At 73.2% G+C, this 24,489-nt stretch carries 26 protein-coding genes; 14 read left to right on the forward strand and 12 right to left on the reverse strand.

The genetic code is table 11. The annotated features are described in order from the left end of the window. Positions 1-4: 4 nt before the first annotated feature. The 5 genes from AB0K65_RS28700 (at position 5) to AB0K65_RS28720 (ending at position 5,429) form a co-directional block, all read left to right on the forward strand. Positions 5-910, forward strand: a complete 906-nt coding sequence (locus AB0K65_RS28700) for an ATP-binding cassette domain-containing protein (protein ID WP_365721534.1) — start codon at positions 5-7, stop codon at positions 908-910. Beyond that, positions 907-1,557 carry an ABC transporter gene (locus AB0K65_RS28705; RefSeq protein ID WP_365721536.1) on the forward strand — a complete coding sequence of 217 codons (651 nt, stop codon included), beginning with the start codon at positions 907-909 and terminating at the stop codon, positions 1,555-1,557. The genes AB0K65_RS28700 and AB0K65_RS28705 overlap by 4 nt, the downstream gene beginning before the upstream one ends. Before the next feature lie 14 nt (positions 1,558-1,571). Next, entirely contained in the window at positions 1,572-1,760 is a 189-nt protein-coding gene (locus AB0K65_RS28710) for a hypothetical protein (protein ID WP_365721538.1), read from the forward strand. 113 nt (positions 1,761-1,873) lie between these two features. Then, on the forward strand, positions 1,874-3,532 hold the full coding sequence (locus AB0K65_RS28715; RefSeq protein WP_365721540.1) for a glycosyltransferase family A protein: 1,659 nt from the start codon (positions 1,874-1,876) through the stop codon (positions 3,530-3,532). A gap of 139 nt (positions 3,533-3,671) precedes the next feature. Beyond that, on the forward strand, positions 3,672-5,429 hold the full coding sequence (locus tag AB0K65_RS28720) for a hypothetical protein (protein WP_365721542.1): 1,758 nt from the start codon (positions 3,672-3,674) through the stop codon (positions 5,427-5,429). A gap of 7 nt (positions 5,430-5,436) precedes the next feature. On the opposite strand, the gene AB0K65_RS28725 is transcribed toward AB0K65_RS28720, so the two are convergent. The 5 genes from AB0K65_RS28725 to zapE form a co-directional block, all read right to left on the reverse strand. Beyond that, a complete protein-coding gene (locus AB0K65_RS28725) occupies positions 5,437-6,378 on the reverse strand; it encodes a polysaccharide deacetylase family protein (RefSeq protein ID WP_365721544.1) in 942 nt (313 codons plus the stop codon). Between the two features lie 38 nt (positions 6,379-6,416). Continuing rightward, positions 6,417-7,250: a PPK2 family polyphosphate kinase gene (locus AB0K65_RS28730; protein ID WP_365721594.1), complete on the reverse strand. Its 834-nt coding sequence runs from the start codon at positions 7,248-7,250 to the stop codon at positions 6,417-6,419. 229 nt (positions 7,251-7,479) lie between these two features. After that, complete coding sequence (locus AB0K65_RS28735; protein WP_365721546.1) at positions 7,480-8,838, reverse strand: alkaline phosphatase PhoX; 1,359 nt, start codon at positions 8,836-8,838, stop codon at positions 7,480-7,482. A gap of 121 nt (positions 8,839-8,959) precedes the next feature. Beyond that, positions 8,960-9,385 carry an OsmC family protein gene (locus AB0K65_RS28740; RefSeq protein ID WP_365721548.1) on the reverse strand — a complete coding sequence of 142 codons (426 nt, stop codon included), beginning with the start codon at positions 9,383-9,385 and terminating at the stop codon, positions 8,960-8,962. A gap of 34 nt (positions 9,386-9,419) precedes the next feature. Continuing rightward, the gene (gene zapE, locus AB0K65_RS28745; RefSeq protein ID WP_365721550.1) at positions 9,420-10,517 is read right to left on the reverse strand and encodes a cell division protein ZapE; all 1,098 of its coding nucleotides are present in this window, start codon (positions 10,515-10,517) and stop codon (positions 9,420-9,422) included. 36 nt (positions 10,518-10,553) lie between these two features. On the opposite strand from zapE, the gene AB0K65_RS28750 reads away from it, so the two are divergent. The 4 genes from AB0K65_RS28750 to msrB all read left to right on the forward strand — a co-directional run bounded on the left by AB0K65_RS28750 (position 10,554) and on the right by msrB (position 14,042). Continuing rightward, positions 10,554-11,327, forward strand: a complete 774-nt coding sequence (locus tag AB0K65_RS28750) for a pyrimidine reductase family protein (protein WP_365721552.1) — start codon at positions 10,554-10,556, stop codon at positions 11,325-11,327. A gap of 106 nt (positions 11,328-11,433) precedes the next feature. Beyond that, the gene (locus AB0K65_RS28755) at positions 11,434-11,919 is read left to right on the forward strand and encodes an indole-3-glycerol phosphate synthase (RefSeq protein ID WP_365721554.1); all 486 of its coding nucleotides are present in this window, start codon (positions 11,434-11,436) and stop codon (positions 11,917-11,919) included. Positions 11,920-12,202: 283 nt separating this feature from the next. Further along, on the forward strand, positions 12,203-13,612 hold the full coding sequence (murC, locus tag AB0K65_RS28760; RefSeq protein WP_365721556.1) for a UDP-N-acetylmuramate--L-alanine ligase: 1,410 nt from the start codon (positions 12,203-12,205) through the stop codon (positions 13,610-13,612). A gap of 16 nt (positions 13,613-13,628) precedes the next feature. Continuing rightward, positions 13,629-14,042: a peptide-methionine (R)-S-oxide reductase MsrB gene (gene msrB / locus AB0K65_RS28765; RefSeq protein ID WP_365721558.1), complete on the forward strand. Its 414-nt coding sequence runs from the start codon at positions 13,629-13,631 to the stop codon at positions 14,040-14,042. An 80-nt stretch (positions 14,043-14,122) separates the two neighbouring features. Here the strand turns inward: msrB and AB0K65_RS28770 are convergent, their stop codons facing one another. Then, complete coding sequence (locus tag AB0K65_RS28770) at positions 14,123-14,431, reverse strand: hypothetical protein (protein ID WP_365721560.1); 309 nt, start codon at positions 14,429-14,431, stop codon at positions 14,123-14,125. A gap of 147 nt (positions 14,432-14,578) precedes the next feature. Here AB0K65_RS28770 and AB0K65_RS28775 point away from each other — a divergent pair, with 147 nt between their 5' ends. Further along, complete coding sequence (locus tag AB0K65_RS28775; protein WP_365721562.1) at positions 14,579-15,994, forward strand: TerD family protein; 1,416 nt, start codon at positions 14,579-14,581, stop codon at positions 15,992-15,994. A 35-nt stretch (positions 15,995-16,029) separates the two neighbouring features. Here the strand turns inward: AB0K65_RS28775 and AB0K65_RS28780 are convergent, their stop codons facing one another. Together AB0K65_RS28780 and AB0K65_RS28785 are read right to left on the reverse strand one after the other, a co-directional pair. After that, positions 16,030-16,275, reverse strand: a complete 246-nt coding sequence (locus AB0K65_RS28780; RefSeq protein ID WP_365721564.1) for a DUF397 domain-containing protein — start codon at positions 16,273-16,275, stop codon at positions 16,030-16,032. Further along, positions 16,275-17,105 (reverse strand): helix-turn-helix transcriptional regulator, encoded by an 831-nt coding sequence (locus AB0K65_RS28785; RefSeq protein ID WP_365721566.1) that lies wholly within the window; start codon positions 17,103-17,105, stop codon positions 16,275-16,277. The genes AB0K65_RS28780 and AB0K65_RS28785 overlap by 1 nt, the downstream gene beginning before the upstream one ends. Before the next feature lie 144 nt (positions 17,106-17,249). Between AB0K65_RS28785 and AB0K65_RS28790 the strand changes: the two genes are divergently transcribed. Continuing rightward, entirely contained in the window at positions 17,250-17,702 is a 453-nt protein-coding gene (locus AB0K65_RS28790; RefSeq protein ID WP_365721568.1) for an ATP-binding protein, read from the forward strand. A 23-nt stretch (positions 17,703-17,725) separates the two neighbouring features. Here the strand turns inward: AB0K65_RS28790 and AB0K65_RS28795 are convergent, their stop codons facing one another. Then, positions 17,726-18,118, reverse strand: a complete 393-nt coding sequence (locus AB0K65_RS28795; protein ID WP_365721570.1) for a VOC family protein — start codon at positions 18,116-18,118, stop codon at positions 17,726-17,728. A gap of 48 nt (positions 18,119-18,166) precedes the next feature. Between AB0K65_RS28795 and AB0K65_RS28800 the strand changes: the two genes are divergently transcribed. Further along, positions 18,167-18,802 (forward strand): nucleoside/nucleotide kinase family protein, encoded by a 636-nt coding sequence (locus AB0K65_RS28800; RefSeq protein WP_365721572.1) that lies wholly within the window; start codon positions 18,167-18,169, stop codon positions 18,800-18,802. 25 nt (positions 18,803-18,827) lie between these two features. On the opposite strand, the gene AB0K65_RS28805 is transcribed toward AB0K65_RS28800, so the two are convergent. Beyond that, positions 18,828-19,541 carry a hypothetical protein gene (locus AB0K65_RS28805; RefSeq protein WP_365721574.1) on the reverse strand — a complete coding sequence of 238 codons (714 nt, stop codon included), beginning with the start codon at positions 19,539-19,541 and terminating at the stop codon, positions 18,828-18,830. A gap of 77 nt (positions 19,542-19,618) precedes the next feature. Here AB0K65_RS28805 and AB0K65_RS28810 point away from each other — a divergent pair, with 77 nt between their 5' ends. Continuing rightward, entirely contained in the window at positions 19,619-20,491 is an 873-nt protein-coding gene (locus AB0K65_RS28810; RefSeq protein WP_365721576.1) for a LysR family transcriptional regulator, read from the forward strand. A 97-nt stretch (positions 20,492-20,588) separates the two neighbouring features. Then, positions 20,589-21,449 (forward strand): hypothetical protein, encoded by an 861-nt coding sequence (locus AB0K65_RS28815; RefSeq protein WP_365721578.1) that lies wholly within the window; start codon positions 20,589-20,591, stop codon positions 21,447-21,449. Between the two features lie 55 nt (positions 21,450-21,504). Here AB0K65_RS28815 and AB0K65_RS28820 read toward each other — a convergent pair whose 3' ends face one another. Both AB0K65_RS28820 and AB0K65_RS28825 read right to left on the reverse strand, forming a co-directional pair. Then, positions 21,505-22,824, reverse strand: coding sequence for a lysine N(6)-hydroxylase/L-ornithine N(5)-oxygenase family protein (locus AB0K65_RS28820; protein ID WP_365721596.1), 1,320 nt, complete (start codon positions 22,822-22,824; stop codon positions 21,505-21,507). A gap of 41 nt (positions 22,825-22,865) precedes the next feature. Continuing rightward, the gene (locus AB0K65_RS28825) at positions 22,866-24,383 is read right to left on the reverse strand and encodes an aspartate aminotransferase family protein (protein ID WP_365721580.1); all 1,518 of its coding nucleotides are present in this window, start codon (positions 24,381-24,383) and stop codon (positions 22,866-22,868) included. Between the last annotated feature and the right edge of the window lie 106 nt (positions 24,384-24,489).

The following is a 24,489-nucleotide window of genomic DNA, read 5'->3' on the forward strand; positions in this document are numbered from 1 at the left end:
GCGGGTGGGCCGCCGCTACGGCCTGCGCGGGCCGTGGGTCCTGCGCGGGGCGGACCTCACGCTGCCCCCCGGCACCCTCGTCCGGATCACCGGAGGCAACGGCACCGGCAAGTCGACCCTGCTGCGGCTGGTCGCCGGCATCGACGCCCCCTCGGAGGGCCGGATCACGGGGAGGCCGGCGCGCACGGCGTACGTACCCGAACGCTTCCCGGCCGCCCTGCCGTTCACCGCGCGCGGCTATCTGCGCCACCTCGGCCGCGTCCAGGGGCTCGGCCGGGCGGAGGCGGCGGCGAGGTCGGGGGAGTGGCTGGACCGGTTCGGCGCGGGCGCCTTCGCCGACACCCCGCTCGCCGAACTGTCCAAGGGCAGCAGCCAGAAGGTCGCCGTCGCGCAGGCCCTCCTCGCGGACCCCGCCCTGCTGGTCCTGGACGAGGCGTGGACCGGCCTCGACACGGCGGCCCGCGAGGAGCTCGACCGCGCGGTCCGCGAACGGGTCGCGGCCGGCGCGGCGGTGGTCTTCGTCGACCACGACCCGCGGCGGCTCGCCGGGGAGCCGGACGCGGTCCACACCGTGGACGCGGGCACGGTGCGCCGGGTGCCGGCCCCGGCCGCCGTGTCCCCCGCCCTCCGGGCGCCGGACGCCGAGGCACCGGACACCCTGGGCCCAGCCCTCCGGGCCGACGCCGGGGCCTTCCGGGCACTCCCCGGCGCCCGGGTGCGCATCGTGGTCTCCGGCACGGGAGCGCTCCCCGAAGGGCTCCCGGGCAGCCCCGCCTCCGCCGTGGGCCCCGGCGGGACCACGGCACTCACCGTCGACGCGGCCCACTCCGACGCCGTGCTCCGCACGCTGCTGACCGCCCACCCCGCCTGGCACGTCCACGACGTCGGCACCGAGGGCGCACGGGTATGACCGCCCTGCTGCGCTACCACACCGCGCTCCTCGTGCGCTCCCAGCGCTGGCTCGCGCCCTTCCTGCTGTACTGCGCCTTCCTCGTCGTGGGCGTCCGGCCCGGGGAGCCGGTGCTCGGCGCCCTCGGTTACGCGGTGGCCGGGCTGCTCCCCGTGACCGGCTGGGCCGTACGGATCTGCCTGCACCAGGAACCGTCCGCCGCGCGCACCGTGGTGGCGGCCGCGGCGGGCCGGCGGCGGACCCACGCCGCGGCGGTCCTGGCCGCCACCGGATGCGCGGGGCTCGTCGGCACGGTCACGGCCCTCGCCGTGACGGCGGTGAGCGACCTCCGCGGGGCCGGCCCCCTCGAGGCCGGCGCCGCCGGTCTCCTCGGAGCGTCCGTCTGCGTCCTGACCGGCGCGGCCGTCGGCACCCTGTCCTCCCGCCCGTTCCTGCACGCCCGCGGGCTCTCCCTGGCGACCCTGGTCCTCGGTTCGCTGCTCGCCCTGCTGACCCGCGGCTCCCCGGCCGAACGCGCCGTCACGTCGCTGGTCACCGGCTCCCACACGGCGACCGTCCACCTGCCCTGGCTCCCCCTCGCCGGGGCCCTGGCCCTCATGGCGGCGACGGTGACCCTGTCATGCCGGGCCACGGCATGGCGCGAGTGAGTACCCTCGGATCCATGGACGAGGACCAGGCGGAGAAGACGCCCACCACCGCCCGGCCGCCGGTGCCTTCGGCGGCCGGGGAGCCCCGCGCCGACTGCGTCCTGTGCGGGAAGCCGACCGAACACCCCGAGTCGGCCAAGGGCATCACCCTCTGCCCGGTCTGCGAGTGGCGCGAGGCGGAGCGCACGGCCTGCTCCGGCTGACACGTCGTCCCGCAGCCCTCGCGATCAGTCCCTCCGCACCCCTGACGCCGTCGGGCCGAGGTGCCTTACTGTGTCCTCGGCCTTCACACTTTCCGCACGGGAGCAACCGCTCGATGAACGTTTCGCCGACGCCGACCGTCTCCGTGGTCATTCCCGTGCACAACGCGATGCCGTACCTGGAGCGGACGCTCGCGTCGGTGGCCCGGCAGAGCATCGGCCTGGACGCCATCGAGGTGGTGGCGGTGGACGACGGCAGTACGGACGGAAGCGGCGAGGCCCTGGACGCGTGGGCGGCCGGACACCCCGGGCGGACGACCGTCATCCACCAGGAGCCGTCCGGCGGCCCGAGCCGTCCGCGCAACGTCGGCCTCGACCACGCGACCGGCCGTTACGTCTTCTTCCTCGACGGCGACGACTGCCTGGGGCCACAGGCCCTCGAACGCCTGGTGGCCATGGCCGAGAGGAACGACGCCGACACGGTCCTGGCGAAGCTCGTCGGCGTGGGCCGGGTCATCCGCAAGGAGGTCCGCGAGGTCTTCGCCAAGAACGTGGACAAGGCGGACCCGGCGACCGTCTACTACACGCTCATGCCGTTCAAGCTGTTCCGGCGAGAGATGATCGAGCGCCACGGCCTGCGGTTCCCCGAGCACATGCGGATCAGCGAGGACCAGCACTTCGTCGCCCGCGCGTACCTGCACAGCACGGTGATATCGATCCTCGCCGACTACGACTGCTACTACCTGGTCAGGCGCGCCGACAACGGCAACATCACCCACGGCGGGCTCGACTACCCGACCATGCTCAGCCAGGCGGCCGAGCTGGTCGACATCGTCACCGGCCTCACCGAGCCCGGACCGCTGCGGGACCGCCTGGTGACCAGGCACGTCAAGGTCGAGCTGCTGCGCCGCTTCGACCGCCGCTACCTCGACGCCGACGAGGCGGGCCGCAAGGAGCTGGCCGACCTCGCCGCTCCGCACGCCCACGCCTGGGTCACACCGGGGGTCCTCGGCCGGCTCGACGTCGCCGAGCGGCTGCGCGTGCACTGTCTGCGCGAAGGACTCCTGGACGAACTCGCCGAGGTCGTCGCCTGGGATCTGGCCGGCCGACCGGGCAAGGCGGTCCTCCGCGACGGCAGGCTGTACGCGGCGGCACCCTTCCCGCCGGCCTCCTCCGCCGCCTACGAGGAGCTGTGCGACATCACCGACGTGGCCCTGGGCGCCAGCCCGCGGCGCCGGGTGGACGAGCTCACCTGGCATGGCACCGTCGTCGAACTGGCCGGATACGCCTACCTCGACCAGGTGGACACCGACGCCCTGGAGACCGAGGTGGTCCTGCGCCACTCCGGCACCCGCCGCGAGATCGTGGTCCCGGCACGCCGGGAGGAGTCCCCGCACCTGACCGTGAGCCGGGGCAAGGAGACGTACGACTACGGCCTCGCCGGCTTCCGGGTGGCGATCGACGTCGCCGAGGCCGCCGACGGCGGCCCGCTCGACCACGGCGTCTGGGAGGTCTCCCTGCGCTGCACGGCCCACGGGCTCTCGGCTCGTGGGGGACTGGGCGGCGCCCTCGGACCCGACGTGCCCCGGCAGGCCGACCGGCGGACGGTCGCCCTGCCCGCCGCCGAGGGCAGGGCGCACACGGTGAGCGTCGGGCCACGCGAAGGGCAGCTCGCCGTGCAGATCCGCCCCGTGCCTCAGCCGCCCTCCACGCTGGCCCGTGTCAAGAACAAGCTGGGCCGGGCCGTCCGCGTCCCCCGCCAGCGGAACGGCTGACGCGGAGCCACGCACCGCGTCCCGGCCACGGCCGGGCCCCCCGACCACGCGGCGCCCTCGGCGCCCGCTCCCCTGACACGCCGAACCCGTTCATGGCGGCCGGGCGCACCATGCCCGGCCGCGCACTCTGGAGACACAGTTGAAGACAGACCTGCCCCTGGAGACGGCCGCGCCGGCTCCGGCCGAGAGGCGTGCGCCGTCCCGGCGCACCCCCCAGGAACTCGCGGGGCTGCGGGCCCGCCGCTGGGGTCCGGCGGCCGGGGAGATCGCGGTCGGGCTGCTCACGGCGCTCGGGTTCGCGTACTGGGGACTGACGGTCGGCAACAGCCCCGTCACCCGGGTCGGGCAGGTCAGCGGGCTGTCGAACCTCCAGTTCCGGCTCGCTCTCGTGATCCTCGTGATCGTCGCCGTGGTGGGCTGGGCGACCGTGCGCGGCAGCGCGCGGGTGCGGGCCGTGACCGTGCGGCTCGCCGCCGCGGCCGTCGCCGGACTGGGCACCGGGTTCATCGGCGCCGCGCAGGTCTTCGCCCTGCGGGGGACGCCCTGGCCGCTGAACGGTCCGTACGGGGACAACAACCGCATCCTCGGATGGGCCGAGGAGGTGCTGCACACCGGCGCGATGGACGCTTTCTATCCGCCCGCCGTTCCCTACACCATCGGCTATCTGGCCAAGGCCGGGCTCTTCGACGGTGAACCCGCGCTGGCCTTCAAGTGGGTGTTCATCGCCCTCGTGGCCGTCACCGGGCCCGCGGCCTACCTGCTCTGGCGGATGTGCGTGGGGCCGCTGCCCGCCCTCGCCCTGGGGCTGCTGCCCGCCCTGCAGCAGACGCTCCCGCACAAGCCGTACAGCCCGCTCGTCCTCGTCCTGATCCTGCCGCTGATCGCGAAGCTGCTGCTGTGGCTGCGCGCCTCGCCGCACTTCACCACCCGCGGCACGGCCCTGCGCGGCGGTTTCCTCGGCCTGCTCTTCGGCCTCCTCTTCCTCGTCTACTCGGGCTGGCACCTGTGGTCGCTGCCGGGTGTGCTCGTCGCCGTCCTCTTCTTCTTCCCGTGGCGCACCGGCCGGCTGAGCGGTCTCCTCCTCCTCGGCAGCTCCCTGATCGGCTTCCTGCTGGTCGCGGGCGTCTACCTGCGCGTCCTGCTCGGGGCGACGAGCACCCGGGACCAGTGGTGCTCGGGCTACACGCTCACCGAACCGGCGTACATCGGTACCACGCCGCTGAGCAGCCGCGCCTGGGACGAGCCGGGGGAGTACCCGGGCTTCGGAGAGTTCTCGGGTCTGCACATGTACGCCGTGATCGTGCTGATCGGCCTGGGCTTCGCCGTGGCGCTCGGCCTTCGCAAGGCCGTGGTCGTCGCCCCGCTCGCCTGCTTCGGCAGCGCGTGGCTCGTCCGCTTCTGGCTGGCCGGCCACATGGAGGCCGACCAGCAGGTGCAGCTCTTCCCGCGCACGATCATGCAGATCCAGGTCACGCTGACCGCCCTCACCGTCCTCGCCTGCGTCCTCGCCGCACAGCGGCTCGTGCCCCTGGTGCAGCGGCTGCGGGAGGCCGAGGGACCCGAGGCGGCGCGGCCCGAGGCGCGGCGGTTCACCGCGGTCGGCGTGCTGCTGGCGATGGCGCTCGCCGGCGGCATGATCGGGTCCTTCTTCGGCAACCAGTACCTGCCGACCCACCCCGACGAGAAGCTGGCGGGGACGCTGGCCTGGCAGGCCCACCAGTTCCGCAAGCCGGACGGCGACTGCCCCAAGTACGCCAACCTCGGGAAGTGCAAGCCCTTCCCGGAGCGCACCGTCGCCGAGCAGCCGGTCGAGGTGGAGCGGATGGTCTGCGAGTACCCGTGGCGCAAGGCGACCGCGGACGGTTCGATCATGCTCACGCTGCTCACCCGCCCCTGACGGGGCGCTAGCCGCCCATCAGCTCCGAGACCTTCACGAAGCGGTAGCCCCTGGCGCGGAGTTCCGGGACGATCCGGCGGATCGCCTGTTCCGTGACGGGGGCCGCGCTGCGCGTGCAGTGCAGGACCACGAGCGAGCCCGGCTTCACGCCGTCGAGGACCTGCCGGGCCACGGCGTCGCCGTCCTTGGCGAAGGCGTCGCCGCTGACCACGTCCCACTGCACCGCCGTCACCTTCGCGGGCGCGAGGGCGCGCAGCGCGTCGTCGTCGTAGCAGCCGCCGGGGAAGCGGAAGTACGGCACGACATTGCGCGCCCCCGCCGCGCGAAAGGCGTCGAAGGCCCGCCGGACGTCGGCGGTCATGTCCTCTACCCCGACCCTCGGCAGGCCGTAGCAGGGGGAGGCGAAGGAGTAGTGGCTGTAGGAGTGGTTGGCGATCTCGAAACGCGGGTCGTTGCCGATGGAGCGGGCCTGGTCCGGGTACTCCTCGGCCCAGCGGCCCGTCATGAAGACCGTGGAGTCGACGCGCAGCCGGCGCAGAGTCTCGATCAGCTGCGGGTTGTCGAACCGTTCCCCGGCCGCCGCGCGCGGGCCCTGGTCCGCCGTCATGTCGGCGTCGAAGGTGAGCGCGACGACCTTCTCCGCGCCCTCCCCGGTCCGGCGCGTGTACACCGGCGTCAGGCCGCCGGGGCCCGGCGCCATGGTCGGGGGCTCCTTGCGCCCGCGCGCGGGGCCCGGCGCGGCCCCGGGGCTCGGACCGTCGCTCCGCGCGTCGGCGGGGCCGCCGCTCCGGCGGGGGACCGGGCTGCCGCTCGGGCCGTCGCTGTCGCTCGCGGGGGCGCTCGCCGCGGGGGCGGTGGGCACGCCGGCCGGGCGCGCGGCGGTGGAGGTGTCGGCGCTCCCCCCACCGCAGCCGACAAGAACGGTGCCCAAGAGAACAAGCGCCGACATTCTTCGTGCAGAAATGGTCACTCACGGAAATTAGCTGATTAATCAGCGAGCAATCGTCTCCGGCACTCGGCGACGTCGAAGTCGCCCTCCGGATACCGCGGGTCCAGCGCCCGCAGGTGTTCCAGGAGCAGCGTGCCGACGGCCCAGTTGCGGTACCACTTGCGGTCCGCCGGCACCACGTACCACGGCGCCTCGTCCGTCGAGCAGCGTTCGAGGGCGATCTCGTACGCCCGCCGGTACGCGGGCCACCGCTCCCGCGCGTCGATGTCGCCCGGGTCGAACTTCCAGTGCTTCTCCGGCTTGTCGAGCCGCTGCAGGAGACGCTCGCGCTGCTCCTCGTACGAGAGGTGGAGGAAGACCTTGACCACCGTGACCCCGTCGTCGGTGAGGGACCGCTCGAAGCGGTTGATCCGGCCGTAGCGGTGGCTCAGCTCCCGGCGGGGGGCCAGCTCGCGGACCCGCGCGACGAGCACGTCCTCGTAGTGCGAACGGTCGAAGATCCCGATCTCGCCCGGCAGCGGCAGCGCGCGTTCGATCCGCCAGAGGAAGGGATGGCTGCGCTCCTCCGCGGTGGGCGCCTTGAAGGCCCGGACGCGGCAGCCGGAAGGGTTGAAGCCGCCGATCACGTGCTTGATCGTGCCGCCCTTCCCGCTGGTGTCCATGCCCTGCAGGACGAGCAGCAGCCGGCGGCGGTCGCCGGCCGTGCTCGCCGCGTACAGGCGTTCCTGGAGCTCGGCCAGCTCGGGCGCCATCAGGGCGGTGGCCCGCGAGCCGGCCGCCTTGTCCGCGGGCCCGGCCGACGGATGGCGCGAGGTGTCGTACGCCGAGAGGTCCACCGGCTCGCCGACGGGCACCCGCAACAGGTCCCGCAGGCGCGCCGCGCGCGCGGGAGCCGGAGCCGGGCCGCCCGACGTCCCCGTCCTCCGCGTGCCCTTCCTCGACGCCGCGTGCGTCGGCGTCCCGGTCTTCTCCGTGGCCTTCGCCTTCTTCGGCACCCGCGCCCCTTCCCGTCCGCCCCTCGCCTCCGCCTTCCCCCGATCATCCGGCGGAACCGACCGCCCCGCGAGCGCCGGCCTCCGGGCGGCGCGTCCCCTCAGGGCCTCAGCGCCACGGGCCGCGCACCGCGAACGTCGTCCCGGGGGTGTAGCAGTTGACGTACATCGTCCGGCCGTCCGGAGAGAACGTGACGCCCGCGAACTCGCCCCACTCCGGGGCCTCGGGCGTGCCGATGTTCCGGGCTCCGCGCGCCATCGCGTAGACCTCGCCCTTCCGGGTGAGGCCGTACACGTGCTGCGCGCCGTCGCCGTCCTCGCAGACCATCAGGCCGCCGCCCGGTGCCAGGCAGATGTTGTCCGGTGACTCGCCCGGCAGCCGGATGTCGGTGCTCGGGCCGAAGACGACCACGAGGGTGAGCCGGCGGCGGTGCGGCTCGTACTTCCACACCTGGCCGAAGTGGGTGGCCCCCGAGCCGTCGGTGGCGCGGGCGAAGCTGGAGACGAAGTAGACCGCCCGCCCGCCCCAGTAGCACCCCTCCAGCTTCTGCGCGTGCGTGATGCCCTTCGCGCCGAAGTCCTGGAGGCGGATCGGGGTCTCCGCCGCCTGCGGGTCCGGTACGGGCACCCACTCGACGCCGTCGAAGCACGCGCCCGTCTCCTGGATCACCGAGAGGTCGGGGACGCCGGGCACCCGCATCGCCTGGAGCGTGCCGCCGGCGCGCAGCGAACCGGTGCCGCCCAGCGGCTTGTGGGGCAGGAAGCGGTAGAAGAGGCCGAAGGGGTGCTGGAAGGCGTCCTCGGTCTCGTACACGATGCCGCTGCGCGGATCGACGGCGATCGCCTCGTGCTGGAAGCGCCCCATCGCGGTGAGCGGGACGGCTCCCGTCCGGTGCGGGTCGGCGCCGTCGACCTCGAAGATGTATCCGTGGTCCTTGGTGTAGCCGGCGGTGCCGGCCTTGTCCTCGGTCTCCTCGCAGGTGAGCCAGGTGCCCCAAGGAGTCGGGCCTCCCGCGCAGTTGACGGCGGTGCCGGCGATCGCGACGCGCTCGCCGAGGACGTCGTTCCGGGCGTCCAGTTCCAGCGCCGTGCAGCCGCCCTTGGCGGCGGGGTCGTAGGTCAGGCCCGGGACGGTGGGGACGCCGATGCGGCCGGTCGCCCGGTTCTCGTGGTTGCGGACCAGGTGCACGCGTCCGCGGCGGCCGGCGAAGGCGCCCATGCCGTCGTGGTTGCTCGGGACCGGGCCCTCGCCCGAGCGGAGCGGGTCGCCCTCCCGGGAGAGGACCTTGTAGCGGAAGCCCTCGGGAAGGTCGAGCAGTCCGGCCGGGTCGGCGACGAGCGGGCCGTACCCGCCACCGCTGCTCGCGGCCGCGCTCCCGGCGAAGAGCTCGGAGAGGGCGCCGGTGAAGGCGATCCCCGCGACGGACGCCCCGGTACGGGACAGGATCTGACGTCGTGTTGCGGACATGAGGCGGCAACTTCCTGTTGGCGGACAGGACAGATGGTGACGTGCGACCCGCATGTGTGTATCACGCGCTGTGGTGACACGTGAACCATGCGGGCCGACACGGCCTCATGTGGCGGGAGGGTCAGGCGAGTTCGGCGGTCAGCGTGATCGTCGTCCCCGCGAGCGCCTGGCTCACCGGGCAGTTCTTCTTGGCGTCCTCGGCCAGGGACCGGAACTCGTCCGCGTCCAGGCCGGGAACCTCGCCGCGGACGGTGAGGTGGCTGCCCGTGATGCCCTGGCCGGGCACGAAGGTGACGTCGGCCTTGGTCTCCAGGCGGGTGGGCGCGTTGCCCGCCTTGGCCAGGATGTTGGAGAACGCCATGTTGAAGCAGGAGGAGTGCGCGGCGGCGATCAGCTCTTCCGGGCTGGTCTTGCCGTTCGGCTCCTCGGTGCGGGCCGGCCAGGACACGGGGTACGAGCCGATGCCGGAGGAGTCGAGCGAGACGACGCCCGAGCCCTTGAGGAGGTCACCCTCCCAGACGGCGTGAGCGGTGCGGGTAGCGGCCATGATGAATCCCTTTCGATCGGGTATGGCCCCCAACCTACTGCCCCACCAAGCCCTTCGCGTCCCGCGCCAGGGCGGTGAGCCGGGAGATCGCCCGGAAGTACTTCTTCCGGTACCCGCCCTTCAACATCTCGTCACTGAACAGCCGGTCGAAGGGGAGCCCGGAGGCGAGCACCGGGACCTCGCGGTCGTACAGCCGGTCGGCCAGGACGACGAGCCGGAGCGCGGTCGACTGGTCCGGGACCGGCCGCACGTCGGTCAGGCAGACCGCGGTCACGTCGTCCGTGAGGGCGCCGTAGCGGCTGGGGTGCACCTTGGCCAGGTGGTCGAGCAGATGGGGGAAGTCGTCGAGCGAGGCGCCCGGCGTCGCGTACGCCGCTCGGGCGACCTGCTCGTCGGAGAACGGGGCCGGCGCCTCCGGCAGTCCGCGGTGGCGGTAGTCCTCGCCGTCGATCCGCAGCGGCCTGAAGTGGGCGGAGAGCCCCTGGATCTCGCGCAGGAAGTCGGCCGCGGCGAACCGGCCCTCGCCGAGCTTGCCCGGCAGGGTGTTGGAGGTGGCGGCCAGCGCCACACCCGCCTCGACGAGCCTGCTGAGCAGGGAGGAGACGAGCACGGTGTCGCCCGGGTCGTCGAGTTCGAATTCGTCGATGCACAGCAGCCGGTGCCCGCTCAGGGTCGTCACGGTCTGCTGGAAGCCGAGCGCGCCGACGAGGTTGGTCAGCTCGACGAAGGTGCCGAACGCCTTGAGCCCGGGCTCGGCGGGGGTGGCGTGCCAGAGGGAGGCGAGCAGGTGGGTCTTGCCGACGCCGTACCCGCCGTCGAGATAGACCCCGCGCGGCCCGGCCGGAGCGGCGGGCTTCCTGGCGAACCAGCGGCTGAGGGCCGGCCGCTTGCCGGCGCCGGAGGCGTGGGCACCGCCGAGCCCCTCGGCGAAGCCGCTCAGGACCCGGACCGCCTCGGTCTGGCTCGGCTGGTTCGGGTCCGGTATGTACGTGTCGAAGCGCACGGAGTCGAACCGCGGCGGCGGCACCATCTCCGCCACGAGCCGGTCGGCGGGGACACGCGGCTCTCGGGCGCAGAGCGAGAGGGGGGCCGCTTCCGTGGAAGCCGCTTCGGTAATGGCACGGGTCGACACAGTTCCCCACTCTAAGCGCCGTGTCAGACTGCGGGGATGCGACGCCTGTTCCCTGTGACGGACATGACAGCAGCCGATGCGGCGGCCGGGGACCGGGAGTGGTCCCTCGACGAGCTGGCCGACGCCTACCCGTACCCGGAGGGTGACGGCGCGTGGCTGCGCGCCAACATGGTCTCCTCCCTCGACGGCGCGGGGCAGCACGACGGCCGCTCCCAGCCCCTCTCCTCCGACACCGACATGCGGATCTTCGGCACGCTCCGGGCCCTCGCCGACGTGATCGTCGTGGGGGCGGAGACAGTACGTCTGGAGGGGTACCGCCCGGCCCGGGCGCGGGAGGCCTTCGCCGCCCGCCGGGCCGCCGCCGGGCAGGGGCCCGCCCCGGTGATCGCGGTGGTCAGCGCCTCGCTGGACCTGGACTTCTCGCTTCCGCTCTTCACCCGGCCGCTGGTGCCGACGCTGGTCCTGACCGGAGCGGCGGCGGACCCCGAGCGGGTGAACGAGGCCGGGAAGGCGGGCGCGGAGGTGGTGGTCGCGGGCGACGGTCCGGGCGTGGACCCGGCCCGGGCGGTCGCGGCGCTCGCGGAGCGCGGTCTGCGGCGGCAGCTGACCGAGGGCGGCCCCCGGCTGCTCGGCCAGTTCGTGGCGGCGGACGCGCTCGACGAACTGTGTCTGACGGTCTCGCCGACGATGACGGCGGGGGACGCCCAGCGGATCGCCGGCGGCCCGCCGGTGGCCGTTCCGAAGCGCTTCGCCGTGGCGTCGGTACTGGAGGAGGCCGGGTTCCTCTTCACCCGCTACCGTCGGATCTGACATGAAGCGGAATTTGCCGTTCCGGTTAGCCGCCGCTGGGCACACTTACTCTCGCAGACCCCGTGTGGGCACGGGGAAGGATGGTTTCCGCAGAAGGGCTCCTGAGGTGTTCACAAGCGTTTTGATGATCGAGAAGCCCCTGACGTCGGTCGACGTGGAGTTCGTCACCACCCTGCACGGCGACGAGGGGGTTTCCTTCATCGTGCTGATGCAGCCGCGCGGTGACCAGGCCGATGTCCTGCTGCGCGCCATCGACGACGTCGCGATGGGCGAACTGAAGGAGGCCGCCCGCGAGGGCGACGAACCGGAGGGCAAGGAGGCGCGACGCCCCGCGGAGGTCGCCCTGGAGTACTCCCTCCAGGCGCTCCGCGCCGCCGGCTGCGAGGCGGTCGGCCAGGTGGTCGAGGACCATCCGCTGACCATGATGAAGTCCGTGGTCGAGGAGGCCGACGCCGACGAGGTGATCGTGCTGACCGCCCCGCACTACGTGGAGGAGTTCTTCCACCGGGACTGGGCCTCACGAGCCCGCCACAAGGTCGGCGTGCCGGTCCTGAAGCTCTTCGCGCACAGCGAGGAGCCGGAGGCGGGGTGACGGCCGGCGGGAGCCGGGGCCGAGGGCCGGCCGTGGTCCGGGCGGCCCGCCCGCGGACCGTCCGGGCCCCGCGCGCCGGGCCGTCCCGCTCTCGCCGGGCCCTCCGGTGGCGGGCCGGCCGGGGTCAGGACCCCGCCGGACGGGCCGCGGCCCGCGCCGAACGGGCCGCTCCGCTCCGTTCCCGCCCGGCGCGCGGGGCCCGCGGTGTGCGGCGCCCGGGGTGTGCGCCGCGAGCCACTAGGCTGGGGACCTCCTGTACGCCGCACTCCGGGGAGAGATCCGCATGGCATCCGCCATCCCTGCCGCCGCCGCCGTCCCAGCCACCATGGAACGGCCGCACTTCATCGGCATCGGCGGTGCCGGAATGTCGGGCATCGCGAAGATCCTCGCCCAGCGCGGCGCGAAGGTCGCCGGCAGCGACGCCAAGGAGTCCGCGACCGCCGAGGCGCTGCGAGCCCTCGGCGTCACCGTCCACATCGGCCACGCCGCCGCCCACCTCGCCGACGACGCCTCCGCCGTCGTCGTCTCCAGCGCCATCCGCGCCGACAACCCCGAGCTGGTCCGCGCCGCCGAACTCGGCATCCCCGTCGTCCACCGCTCCGACGCCCTCGCCTCCCTCATGGACGGCCTGCGCGCGATCGCGGTCGCCGGCACGCACGGCAAGACCACGACCACCTCGATGCTGGCCGTCGCCCTGACCGACCTGGGCCTCGACCCCTCGTACGCCATCGGGGGCGACCTCGCCGGCCCCGGCACCAACGCGCGCCACGGCGCCGGGCAGGTCTTCGTCGCCGAGGCCGACGAGAGCGACCGCAGCTTCCAGAAGTACGACCCCGAGGTCGCGATCGTCCTCAACGTCGAACTGGACCACCACGCGAACTACGCCTCCATGGACGAGATCTACGAGTCCTTCGAAGCGTTCACCGCCAAGATCCGCCCCGGCGGCACCCTGGTCGTCGGCGAGCACTCCGGCGCCCGCGAACTGGCGGCCCGGGTCGCGGACCGCGAGGGCCTGGACGTCGTCACCGTCGGCGAGTCCGAGACCTCCGACGTGTGGATCCGCTCGATCACCCCGAACGGCATGACCAGCGAGGTCGTCGTCGTCCTCGACGGAGCCGAGCACACCTTCACCGTCTCGGTCCCCGGCCGCCACTACGCCCACAACGCCGCCGCGGCCCTCGCCGCCGGCGCCCGCGTCGGCATCGACCCCGCCGAGCTGGCCCAGGCCCTCACCGCGTACACCGGCGTCGGCCGCCGCCTCCAGCTCAAGGGCGAGGCGGCCGGCGTGCAGGTCATCGACTCGTACGCGCACCACCCCACCGAGATGACCGCCGACCTGGAGGCCATGCGCGGCGCCGCCGGGGGCGCGCGCCTGCTGGTCGTCTTCCAGCCGCACCTCTTCTCCCGCACCCAGGAGCTGGGCAAGGAGATGGGCGACGCCCTCGCCCTCGCCGACGCCTCGGTCGTGCTCGACATCTACCCGGCCCGCGAGGACCCCCTCCCCGGCGTCACCAGCGACCTGATCATCACCGCCGCCCGCACGGCGGGCGCCGACGTGACGGCCGTCCACGACAAGGACGCCGTCCCCACGGTGATCGCGGGAATGGCCAAGCCCGGCGATCTCGTTCTGACCATGGGCGCGGGCGACGTCACGGACCTGGGCCCGCTGATCCTCGCCCACCTGGCGAAGTAGCAGAGGGAGTGAGCTGATGTCGTACGACGTCGAGAAGCCGGACGAGCAGTGGCGGGCGGAGCTGACCCCGGCGGAGTACCAGGTACTCCGCCAGGCCGGCACCGAGCCGGCCTTCCGGGGTGAGTACACCGACACCACGACCAAGGGCGTCTACTCCTGCCGGGCGTGCGGAGCGGAGCTGTTCACCTCCACGGAGAAGTTCGAGTCGCACTGCGGCTGGCCGTCCTTCTACGACCCGAAGGACTCCGACGCCGTCGAGCTGATCGAGGACCGCTCGCACGGGATGCTCCGCACCGAGGTGCGCTGCTCCCGCTGCGGCTCGCACCTGGGCCACGTCTTCGAGGGCGAGGGCTACGCCACCCCCACGGACCAGCGCTACTGCATCAACTCGATCTCCCTGCGTCTGACGCCGCAGTCGGACGAGGGCTGAGGGCACTCCTCGCGCGGGCGTCCCCCGCGCGCGGGCCTTCGTAACCGCCCGGGCCGGTCCGGCCCGGGCGGGCGAGCCGTTCAGCCGGCCGGCCCGCCCGGCAGGGCACCGCCTTCGACGACGTCGGGCGGAGAGAACATGTCCGGGACGACGGCCGCGCCCGGGGCGTTGCTCACCCCGATCACCGCGTTGCGGGTCCGGTAGGCGTTCGGCATCAGGTAGTACCCCTCCAGGTAGCCCGCCTCGTGGGCGCCGCAGTACCCGTGGGCCGCGACGCTCCGGAGCGGGGTGCCGAACCGCTCGCGCGCCCGCTCCCATCCGTCCGTGACCCTGAGCGCGACCAGCGTCGTGGCCCCCGAAGAGGCCAGAGCCACCAGCTCGGCTTCCATGGCGTTCTCCCCCGTGGACAAGGCAGTTCGGTCATGCGGTGACGATTCCGGATCGCCTGCGGTGACCGGCCGCGCCCGCTTGCCCGACCGGTGTGCCAGGAGTGAGGATCCGGAGGATCGATCGGTGATCGACCCTGGGGAGGGGAAATGATCAAAGGGGCCAACGCCTTCGTGCCGACGGTGCCACTGCGCATCGCCGTACGGGACGGGGTGGACGTCACGGCACTTCTGCTGACGGAGCGGGGACGCGTCCGGGGGGACGGGGACGTCGTGTTCCACGGAGCACCGCTCCATCCCTCGGGCGCCGTACGGCTGCTCGGGGACGAGAACGGTACCGGGTGGCTGGAGGCCGCCCTGCCCGTCGTGGAGGAGGGGATCGTCCGCGTCCTCGTCGTCGCGTCGACCGAGCGCGGCTCCCTGCGGGACGTGGACGGCCTGTCCGTGGAGGCGTTCGCGCCGGACGGTACGCCGGTGGCGCGGTACGACGTCAGCGACGCCGGCGGGGAGACGGCGATGGTGCTGGCCGAGCTGTACCGGCGGGCGGGCGGATGGAAGTTCCGGGCGGTGGGGCAGGGGTACGTGAACGGCCTCGCCGGCCTGGCGACGGACCACGGCGTGGACGTGGCGGAGGCGCCCCCTGTCCCGGCGCCGGTGCCGTTCCTGCCGCCGGCTCCGACTCCGGCTCCCACGGCGTTCCACCCGCCGACTCCGGCTCCGGTCGCGTACCAGCCACCGGTTGCCCCGCCGCCCGTCGCGTACCAGCCACCGGTTCCGGCTCCCACGCCGTTCCACCCGCCGGCTCCGGCTCCGGTCGCGTACCAGCCTCCTGCGCCGCCGCCGGTGCCCTTCCAGCCACCTGCTCCCGCTCCGGGCGCTGCTCCGGGGCCCGCCCCCTGGACCTACGGGGCCGTCTTCGCGCCGTACACGCAGACCGGGCGGGACAACGACGTGATCACGGTGGACGGGCTGCCGCCCGGGCCGGTCATCGTCGATCTCGCCGTCCGGGGTGACGGATACACCGGCCTGTGGCCCCTCACCCGGTTCAACAAGGAGGGTGACACCCTCGTCAACAGCACCGAGGACGACTACCGGGGCCGCGTGCTCGCCCACGTCCCCAAGAGCGGGCGACTGCGGTTGCAGCTGAAGGCCGACGGGCCCTGGGAGCTGCGGGTGCTTCCGCTCGCCGCCGCGGCGCTCCTGACGGAGCGGCAGCTGGAGTCGAGAGGACCCGACGTCCTCCTCCACACCGGAGGGACCGCCGATCTCGTCCTCCACTACCGCGGTGACGACAACCTCATCGTCAACCTCTACGAACTCGCGCACCACGACGACCCCACAGCCCTCCCGTCGGACGAGAACGTCGTCAACGAGATCGGCAAGAGGCGGGATACCGTGCCGCTCCCCGAGGGCCCGCTCGTCGTCCAGCTGGAGATGGCGGACGGCCCGTGGCGGGCGCAGCTCAAGCACCTGGAACCGCACAGCACGCCGTCGGACGGTGTGACCCCGGCCGGAGTGACCGACATACGCGAGGCGCAGAGCTGGGGGCGGCGGGGCGGGCACTGAGCGTCCTACCGCTCACCCCGCCCCGCCGGGGTGACTCAGGCGTGGGCCGCGTGCGGGAGGAACGCGGCCCATGCGGTGGGGGCCAGGGCGAGCTGGGGGCCCTGGGGGTTCTTGGAGTCGCGGACGTGGACGGTGGTGGGGCAGGAGGCGACCTCGACGCAGTCGTCGTCGCCACCGCTGCTGTAGCTGGACTTGCGCCAGGAGAGCGCGACTTCGACACAGTCGCCGCTGCCACTGCTGCTGTAACTGCTCTTGAACCAGGCCAGTTCTGTGCTGCTCATCAGGCTCCTCGCATCCGCCGCAACAGGCTCCGGGAGTCTTCCAGGGTAAGAGCCTGTGACCGCATCCTGGCATACCGCATCTGGAGGATGCTGACCACCTTGCGGTCGGAGATGAACTGGCCGCTCTCCTGTCCCTCGCAGTAGCCGAACCACCGGTTGTCCGGCGTCTCCAGGAGCTGCATGGGGCCTCCAAGACCCGCGTGATGGCCGAGCGACCTCGGCAAGACCTGCACCTCGATGTTCCGGCACTCGGCGAGGGAGATGAGGTGGTCGAGCTGCTCCCGCGACACCTCGACGCCCCCTGTGGGGCGTTCGAGGACGTGCTGTTCGATGATGAAGCTGTAGGCCGTGTTCGGCCGCTCGGTCAGTAACCGCTTCCGTTCGAGCCGGGCGACCAGCTGGGCCTCGATCTGTTCGTTCCCGAGCGGCGGGCGTTGGCCGGCGAACAGCTCGTGCGCGTACGCCTTCGTCTGGAGGAGCCCCGGTACCAGCCGGTTCTCGTACGTGTAGAGGCTGAGGGCCTCCGCCTCCAGCTTCGCCCACTGCCGGAACCAACTGGCAAGACCCGGTTGCCTTGACAGGTGCTTCGCCGCCGCCCGCAGGACCCCGAACGCGTCCAGCACGTCCTCCGCCCGCTCCACGAAGTCGGCCGGGGGGAAGCGGCGGCCCTGCTCGATCGAGGCGACCGTCGGCACCGAATACCCGACGCGCGGCGCGAACTCCTCCTGCGTGAGCCGCGCCCGCCTGCGGAAGGTCTTGACCACCTCCCCGAACGCCTTCAAGCTGTCCGACGCCTCGGGCTCTCCACCACTCGGGTACCCGTCCGTCATCCCGTACACCTCCCGTGCCCCTCACCCGACGGGACCATGCTCACGGGCCGTGACCGGTACTGTCCACCCTCCGAACCCGTACGCTCACTCAGCGTACGAGCCGTCGACCTGGTGGAGCGCTCCTGGCCTGGCCACTCTGGCCCCATGACCTCCCCCCTGACCCGGCAAGAGCCCGTCACCGTACGTGTGTTCACCCAGCGCTTCAGCTCCACGCCGCGCGGCGCCCGGCTCGCCCGGCGGCTCGCCCTGCACCAGCTCGACCGGTGGGGCGTCCCGCACGGCACGGACACCTCCGACACCGCGGCCCTCCTCGTCGCCGAGCTCGCGGCGAACGCCGTCACCCACGGGCGGGTGCCCGGGCGGGACTTCGAGCTGACGCTCTCGTACACGCCAAGGCTGCTGCTCCGCGTCGACGTCGCGGACCCGCGCACCGAGTGCCGGCCTACGGCGCCCGGGGAGCCGGAGACCGGGGCGGTGGTGCCGCTCGCCGACGGTGGGCGGGGACTGCTGATCGTGGAGGCGCTGGCCTCGCGCTGGGAGATCCTGGATCGCGTGCCGGTGGGCAAGACGGTGCGTGCCGAGCTCGACCTCGGCTGAGCCGCCGGCCTTGGGCGTCCCGCTCAGGCGGCGGGCTGGAGCAGGTCCCAGCGGTTGCCGTACAGGTCCTCGAAGACCGCGACGGAGCCGTACGGCTCGTGGCGCGGCTCCTCCAGGAAGCGCACCCCGGCCGCCGTCATCCGGGCGTGGTCGCGCGCGAAGTCGTCGGTGTGCAGGAAGAAGCCCACCCGCCCGCCGGTCTGGGCGCCCACGCGGGACTCCTGGTCGCCGTCGGCCGCGCGCGCGAGCAGCAGGCCCGTGCCGGCGGGGCTCCCCGCCGGGCGCACGACGACCCAGCGGCTGCCGTCGCCCCGGCCGGTGTCCTCGACCAGGTCGAAGCCGAGGGCGTCGATGTAGAACGCGAGGGCCTCGTCGTAGTCGCGGACGACGAGGGTGACGAGTGCGATGGAGGACATGAGGGCAACGTTATACGTATGACCGCCTCCTCGCCACGTGGTGCGAGAATGCCCCGCATGGACGACCAGCAGCTCGCCGGCCTCACCGCTCGCGCACGGCTCCTCGCCGTCCCCGGGCGGCGGCGCATCCTGGGTCTCGCCGGGGCGCCCGGAGCCGGGAAGTCCACCCTCGCCGCCCGGCTCGTCGACCGGCTCGACGGGCGCGCGGTGCTCGTGCCCATGGACGGCTTCCACCTGGCGCGGGGTGAGCTGGACCGGCTCGGCCGGGCGGGGCGCAAGGGGGCGCCGGACACGTTCGACGCCGCCGGGTACACCGCTCTGCTGGCCCGCCTGCGCGCCCCCGAACCCGGCACCGTCGTCTACGCCCCCGCCTTCGACCGCGCCCTGGACGAGCCCGTCGCCGGGTCGGTACCGGTCGCCCCGGACGTACCGCTCGTCGTGACGGAGGGGAACTACCTGCTCCATGACGAGGGCCCGTGGGCCGCAGTCCTGCCGCTCCTCGACGAGGCGTGGTACCTCGATCTGGACGACCGGCGGCGCGTGCCCCGGCTCGTCCGGCGCCACGTCCGCTTCGGCAAGGAACCGGCCGAGGCCGAACGGTGGGTGAGGGAGTCCGACGAGTCCAACGCCCGTCTCGTGGCCCGGGGGCGCGACCGCGCGCACCTCGTCGTGCGGATGGGCTGAGACCGGCCGCCGCGCGTCACCGTGCTCAGCCCGCCCGGTGCTCCGTCGCCGCCCGCGCCAGCGCGCGGACGATCGGGTGCGGGCGCGTCCCGTCCCCCGCCAGCTCCGGCTGGAAGAGCGTCGCCATGAAGAAGGGATGGCCGGGCAGCTCGGCGATCCGTACCCCGCCCCGCTCGTCCTCGCCCGTGAACCGCAGCCCGTGCGCGCGCAGGGTTCCCAGATGCCGGCCGTCCGGACCGTAGGAGCAGTGGTACCGCTCCGTCGTCCGCTCGGCGCCGAGCACCGACTCCGCAAGTGACCCCGGCGTCACCCGCACCAGCCCCTCGTGTCCCACGAGCGAGCATGCCATCGGGGCGATCAGCAGGTCGTCGGCGTCCGCCTCCGGGTCGTTCTCGGCGTGCGCGAGACGCGTCAGCCCGCAGACGCCGCGGGCGTATTCCAGGAGCGCGTGCTGGAAGCCGCCGCACGTCCCGAGGAACGGGACGCCGTCCTCCCGGGCGGTGCGGATCGCCGCCAGCGCGCCCGCCTCGCTCGTGTACGGACTGCCCGGCAGCACCCACACCGCGTCGAAGCCCCGTACCGCGTCCGGGGCCACCGCGTCCGCCGTGGGGATCCAGTACGCGTCGAGGAGCAGACCGTCGCGCTCGGCCAGCGCGTCGAGCAGCGCCGGTACGCGGGCGTGGGACATCACCTGCGGTGAGCGGTCGCCGACCAGGGCGATCCGAGGGGTTCTCGTCATGCCGGCCATGCTGGTCGCCCCGGGCCGTTCACGTCCAACGATGATCCGTGCACACTCCATCGTGAACACTGATGGCCATGGACCCGCACCTCCTGCGTACGTACGTCACCGTCGCCCGGCTCGCCTCCTTCTCCGGGGCCGCGCGCGAGCTGGGCTACACCCAGTCCGCCGTCTCCCAGCACATCGCCGCCCTGGAGCACGACCTCGGCCTCCCCCTCCTCGGCCGCCGCCCCGTCGTCCCGACCCCGGCCGGCGAACGTCTCCTCGAACACGCCGGGCCGCTGCTGCTGCGGCTCGACGCGGCCCGCGCCGACGTCACGCGCCTCAGCGGGCGCCCCGGTGAGGCGCTGACCGTCGCCGTCTCCCCGCTCGCCGCGCACCCGCGTGCCCTCGCCGCCCTGCCCGCCACGGGCGTCACCGTGCGGACCCTGCCCCGCGACGCCGTGCCCGCGGCCGTCGCCACCGGCGAGGCCGACATCGGCCTGGTCGACGGACTCGCCGCCCCCAGCGACCCCTTGAGGCTGCCCGACACCACCCCGCTCACCGCCGTGCGCGTGCGCGAGGAGCCGGTGGCCGTCCTCCTGCCCACCGGGCACCCGCTGGCCCGCCGTGCCGGACTGCGCCTCGCCGACCTCGTCGACGCGCGCTGGATCGACGCCCCCGACGCCGGGTTCCCGCCGGACCGGCTGCGGGCCGCGCACGGCGGGCCCGCCGGTCAGGGGTTCCGGACCGCCGTACGCCACGAGGGGACCGACGTCCACACGCTCGGCGCGCTCGCCGCCGCCGGACACGGTCTGGCGCTGCTGCCCGCGTCCGTCGCCGGGGGTATCCCGGGCGCCGTCGCCGTCCCCCTGATCGCGCCCCGGCTCGTCCACCGCACCGAACTCGTCCGCACCCGCGCCGAACCCGTCGGCCCGGCGGCGGAGTTGCTGCGCACGCTGCCCGCCTGACGCACCCGGCGCCTCCCGGGCGCCGAGCCGCTGTCACGCGGAGCGCGACCCGCCTATCCTCCTCGTGACGCGGCACGGCGACACGGAGGACACGGGGATGAGCGGCGGCGGGGGCAACGGCCAGGGGTCATGGAACCGGTACGGAGCGGGGCGGCCGCCGGTCCCGGGATGGCCGCCACCGCCACCGGGGCACTACCCGCCCGCCCCTTCGCGCCCGCTGACCTTCGGGCGCCTCTTCAACCCGATCGCCGTCGCGCAGGCGGTCTTCACGCCGTCCCGGCCCGACCGGGTGCACGATCCGGCGGTGAAGCGGGTCCAGGTCGTCCGGACGGTCATCGGACTGGTCGCCATCACCTGGATGCTGCTGTCCTACCGGCTGGCGCCGGACGCCGACGCCGTGGTGGACGACCGCTTCGGACAGATCCGTACCACCCTCATCACGCTGGCGGTGACCTTCCCCGTCGCCGTCGCCGTCTTCATCGCGGCGGCCCGCCCGCCCCACCGGCGCCTCTTCCTGCGCCGCGCGGCCAAGCCCGCCGGGGCGCTCGGGGCCCTCTTCGTCACACTCGCCGTGCCACGCCTGATCACCGGGCTCGGCTACGTGGACGAGAACACCGACTGGACCGCGTCCGCGTGGCGGGTGGTGCTGCTCTTCGCCCTGGGCGCCTTCCTGCTGTGGCTCGCCCCCTTCGCCCTCTACGGCATCGCCCAGTCGCTCGTCCACGTCTTCCGGACCGCGGACCTGCACGAGACGGTCCCGCCGCTGCTCGCCACGCTCCTCGTCTGGGAGGTCGCGCTCTTCGACGTCTTCCGGGACGCCTATGCCACGGTGCCGCTCGGGGCCCGGCTGGCCTTCCTCCTCGGGGCCCCGGTGTCCGTCACCGTCGTGGCGATGTGGGAGCTGCGGCGGCTGCGCACACGGCACGGGATCACCCTGCGCGGGGCGCTGCTGCGCTGACGGCGGCGTCCGGCGGGCGCGGGGGCCGCGCCGGAGCGGGCGGCCCCGCCCGCGCTCACGTGTCGGACGGTGCGGGGACGCCGAACTCCTGGAACGCGATCGTGCGTTCCACGGGATAGACCTCCCGGCCGGTCAGTTCCCGGATGATGCACGAGTTGCGGTACGCGGCCATGCCCAGGTCGGGGGTCACGAAGCCGTGGGTGTGCAGCTCGGCGTTCTGGACGAATATCTCCGAACGGGCCTTGTCGATGGCGTAGTTGCGGGAGACGTCGTAGCGGCCGCTGCCGTCCCAGGCGATGCGCTCGCGCAGGGGCTCCAGGAAGCCGGGCTGCCGGTAGCGGTACCCGGTGGCCAGGACCAGGGCCTCGGTGTCCAGGGAGAAGTCGCGCTGCTGCTCCTCCTGCCGCAGCCGGAGCGTGTAGGCCTCGCCGGTGTGCTCCGCCCCGGTCAGCACCGTGTTGGTGAGCAGCCGGGTGGGCACGGGACCGCGGCGCCGCTTGGCGTAGAGCAGGTCGAAGATGTCGTTGACGAGGTCGGCGTCGATGCCCTTGTAGAGGTTCTTCTGGGACGCGTTCAGCGCGTCGCGGGTGCCGGGCGGGAGACCGTGGAAGTAGTCGACGTACTCCGGCGAGGTCATCTCCAGGGTCAGCTTGGTGTATTCGAGGGGGAAGTAGCGCGGCGAGCGGGTGATCCAGTTCAGCTCGTAGCCCTGCGTGTCGATGTCCTGCAGAAGGTCCTGGTAGATCTCCGCCGCGCTCTGCCCGCTCCCGATGATGGTGATGGACCGCCGCTCCTGGAGCTCGGCCTTCCTGAGCAGGTAGTCGTTGGTGTGCAGATGATGCTTGCCGTCCAGGCCGTGCACGGCTTCGGGGAGGTACGGCGTCGTGCCGGTGCCCAGCACCAGCTTGCGGGCGCGGAGGATCACGGACCGGTCGGGCGTCTCGGCGCGGATCGTGTAGACACCCGCGGACTCGTCGTGGTCGACGCGCGTGACACGGTGGCCGAAGCGCAGCCGGTGCGCGAGCTTCCGCGTCGCCCAGCGGCAGTAGTCGCGGAACTCGCTGCGCAGGGGGAAGAAGCTCTCGCGGATGTAGAAGGAGTACAGACGGCCCGACTCCTTGAGATAGGCGAGGAAGGAGTAGGGCGAGGTGGGGTCGGCGAGGGTGACGAGGTCGGCGAGGAAGGGCACCTGGAGCGTGGAGTACTCCAGCAGCATGCCGGGGTGCCAGTCGAAGTGCTCCCGCTCGTCGAGGAAGACCCCGTCAGCGCCCGGCACCGTGCCGGACACCGGCTCGGTCAGCGCGGCGAGACCCAGGTTGAAGGGGCCGATGCCGATGGCGGCGAAGTCGTGGATGTGATCGTCCTCTTGCGGCATGGGCACGGTCTCGTTCTCCGGTGGTGTCGTCGGGTGCGCTGTCATGTGCCGAGCGCCGCGGGGGCGGCCGCGGCCAGGTGCCGCTCGGCGTACGTGGCGATCAGATCGAGGACGGCGGAGATGTCCTCCGACGAGGTCATGGGGTTGAGCAGGGTGAACTTGAGCCAGTGCCGTCCGTCGGCGACGGTGGAGGCGATCAGCGCTTCGCCGTTCGCCGCGAGCATCTCGCGGGCGTACAGGGTCGCGGCGTCCGCGAGGGCGGCCGGGGTGCCGGGCGCGGGCCGGTGGCGGAAGACGAGCGTGGACAGCTCGGGACGGACGGCGACCTCGAAGCGGGGGTCGGCCTCCAGGAGCTTCCAGCCCTCGAAGGCACGGTCGACGACCTCGTCGAAGAGCTCGCCGACCGCGTCGGGCCCCATCACGCGCAGCGTCATCCACAGCTTCAGCGCGTCGAAGCGGCGGGTGGTCTGGAGGGACTTGTCCACCTGGTTGGGTATGGCGTTCTCGGCCATCCGCCGGGGGTTCAGATAGTCGGCGTAGTAGGTGGAGTGGCTGAGCACCGCGCGGTCGCGTACCAGGACGGCGGAGGAGGAGACGGGCTGGAAGAACGACTTGTGGTAGTCGACGGTGACCGAGTCGGCCCGCTCGATGCCGTTCAGCAGGTGACGGCGGGTGGGGGAGACCAGCAGACCGCAGCCGTAGGCCGCGTCCACGTGCATCCAGGTGCCGTGCCGCTCGCACAGCTCGGCGATCCGGGGGAGCGGGTCGATGCTGCCGAAGTCGGTGGTTCCGGCCGTCGCGACCACCGCCATCACCGTCTCCCCCCGCCGGGCGCAGCGGTCCAGGGCCTTGGAGAGGGCGTCCACGCTCATACGGCGGGTGGTGGCGTCGACGGGCACCGGGACGACCGCGTCCGGGGCCAGGCCGAGGATCCGCGCGGACTTGTCGATGGAGAAGTGGCTGATCTCGGAGGCCAGGACGCGCAAGGTGGGCAGCACGGCGTTGCGGACGGAGCCGGGGTCGCCGTCGCCGCCCGTCGCGTGGGCTCTCTTCGCGGCCAGCCGCAGCGCCTCCTCGCGGGCGAGCAGCAGCGCGTGCAGGTTGGACTGCGAACCGCCCGAGGTGAAGATGCCGTCGGCGCCGGTCCCGAGCCCGACGCGCCGGGCGGTCCAGTCGATGAGCCGCCGCTCCATCAGGGTGCCGCCGGCCGACTGGTCCCAGGTGTCCATGGAGGAGTTGACGGCGGCCATCACGGCCTCGCCGACCACGGCCGGCAGTACCAAGGGGCAGTTGAGGTGCGCCAGATAGCGCGGGTGGTGGAACCAGACCGCGTCGCGCAGATAGACCTGCTCCAGCTCGTCGAGGGCCGCCGCCGTGTCGCCGAGCGGGGTGTCCAGATCGACACCGTCGACCAGGGGCGCGAGATCGCGAGGGGACACTCCGGTGAACGGGCTGTCCACGGTGGCGAGTTTGCGCGCGATGCGGTCGGTGGCGAGGGCGACGTCACGGTGGTAGCGCTCCGCCGTCGCGCTGTTGAGCAGGTGGGACCTGCTTCGCATGGAGGTTCCTCCCTGAGGGGCGAATGAGGTCAGGCAGAGTGGGACACCACGCGGCGCCGTTCACGTCGATGCATCGCGGGTCGCTTCGGAGGACGCGTAGGGGGAC

This window comes from Streptomyces sp. NPDC053755 (assembly GCF_040677675.1).
In the GTDB taxonomy this organism is placed as follows: Bacteria; Actinomycetota; Actinomycetes; order Streptomycetales; family Streptomycetaceae; genus Streptomyces.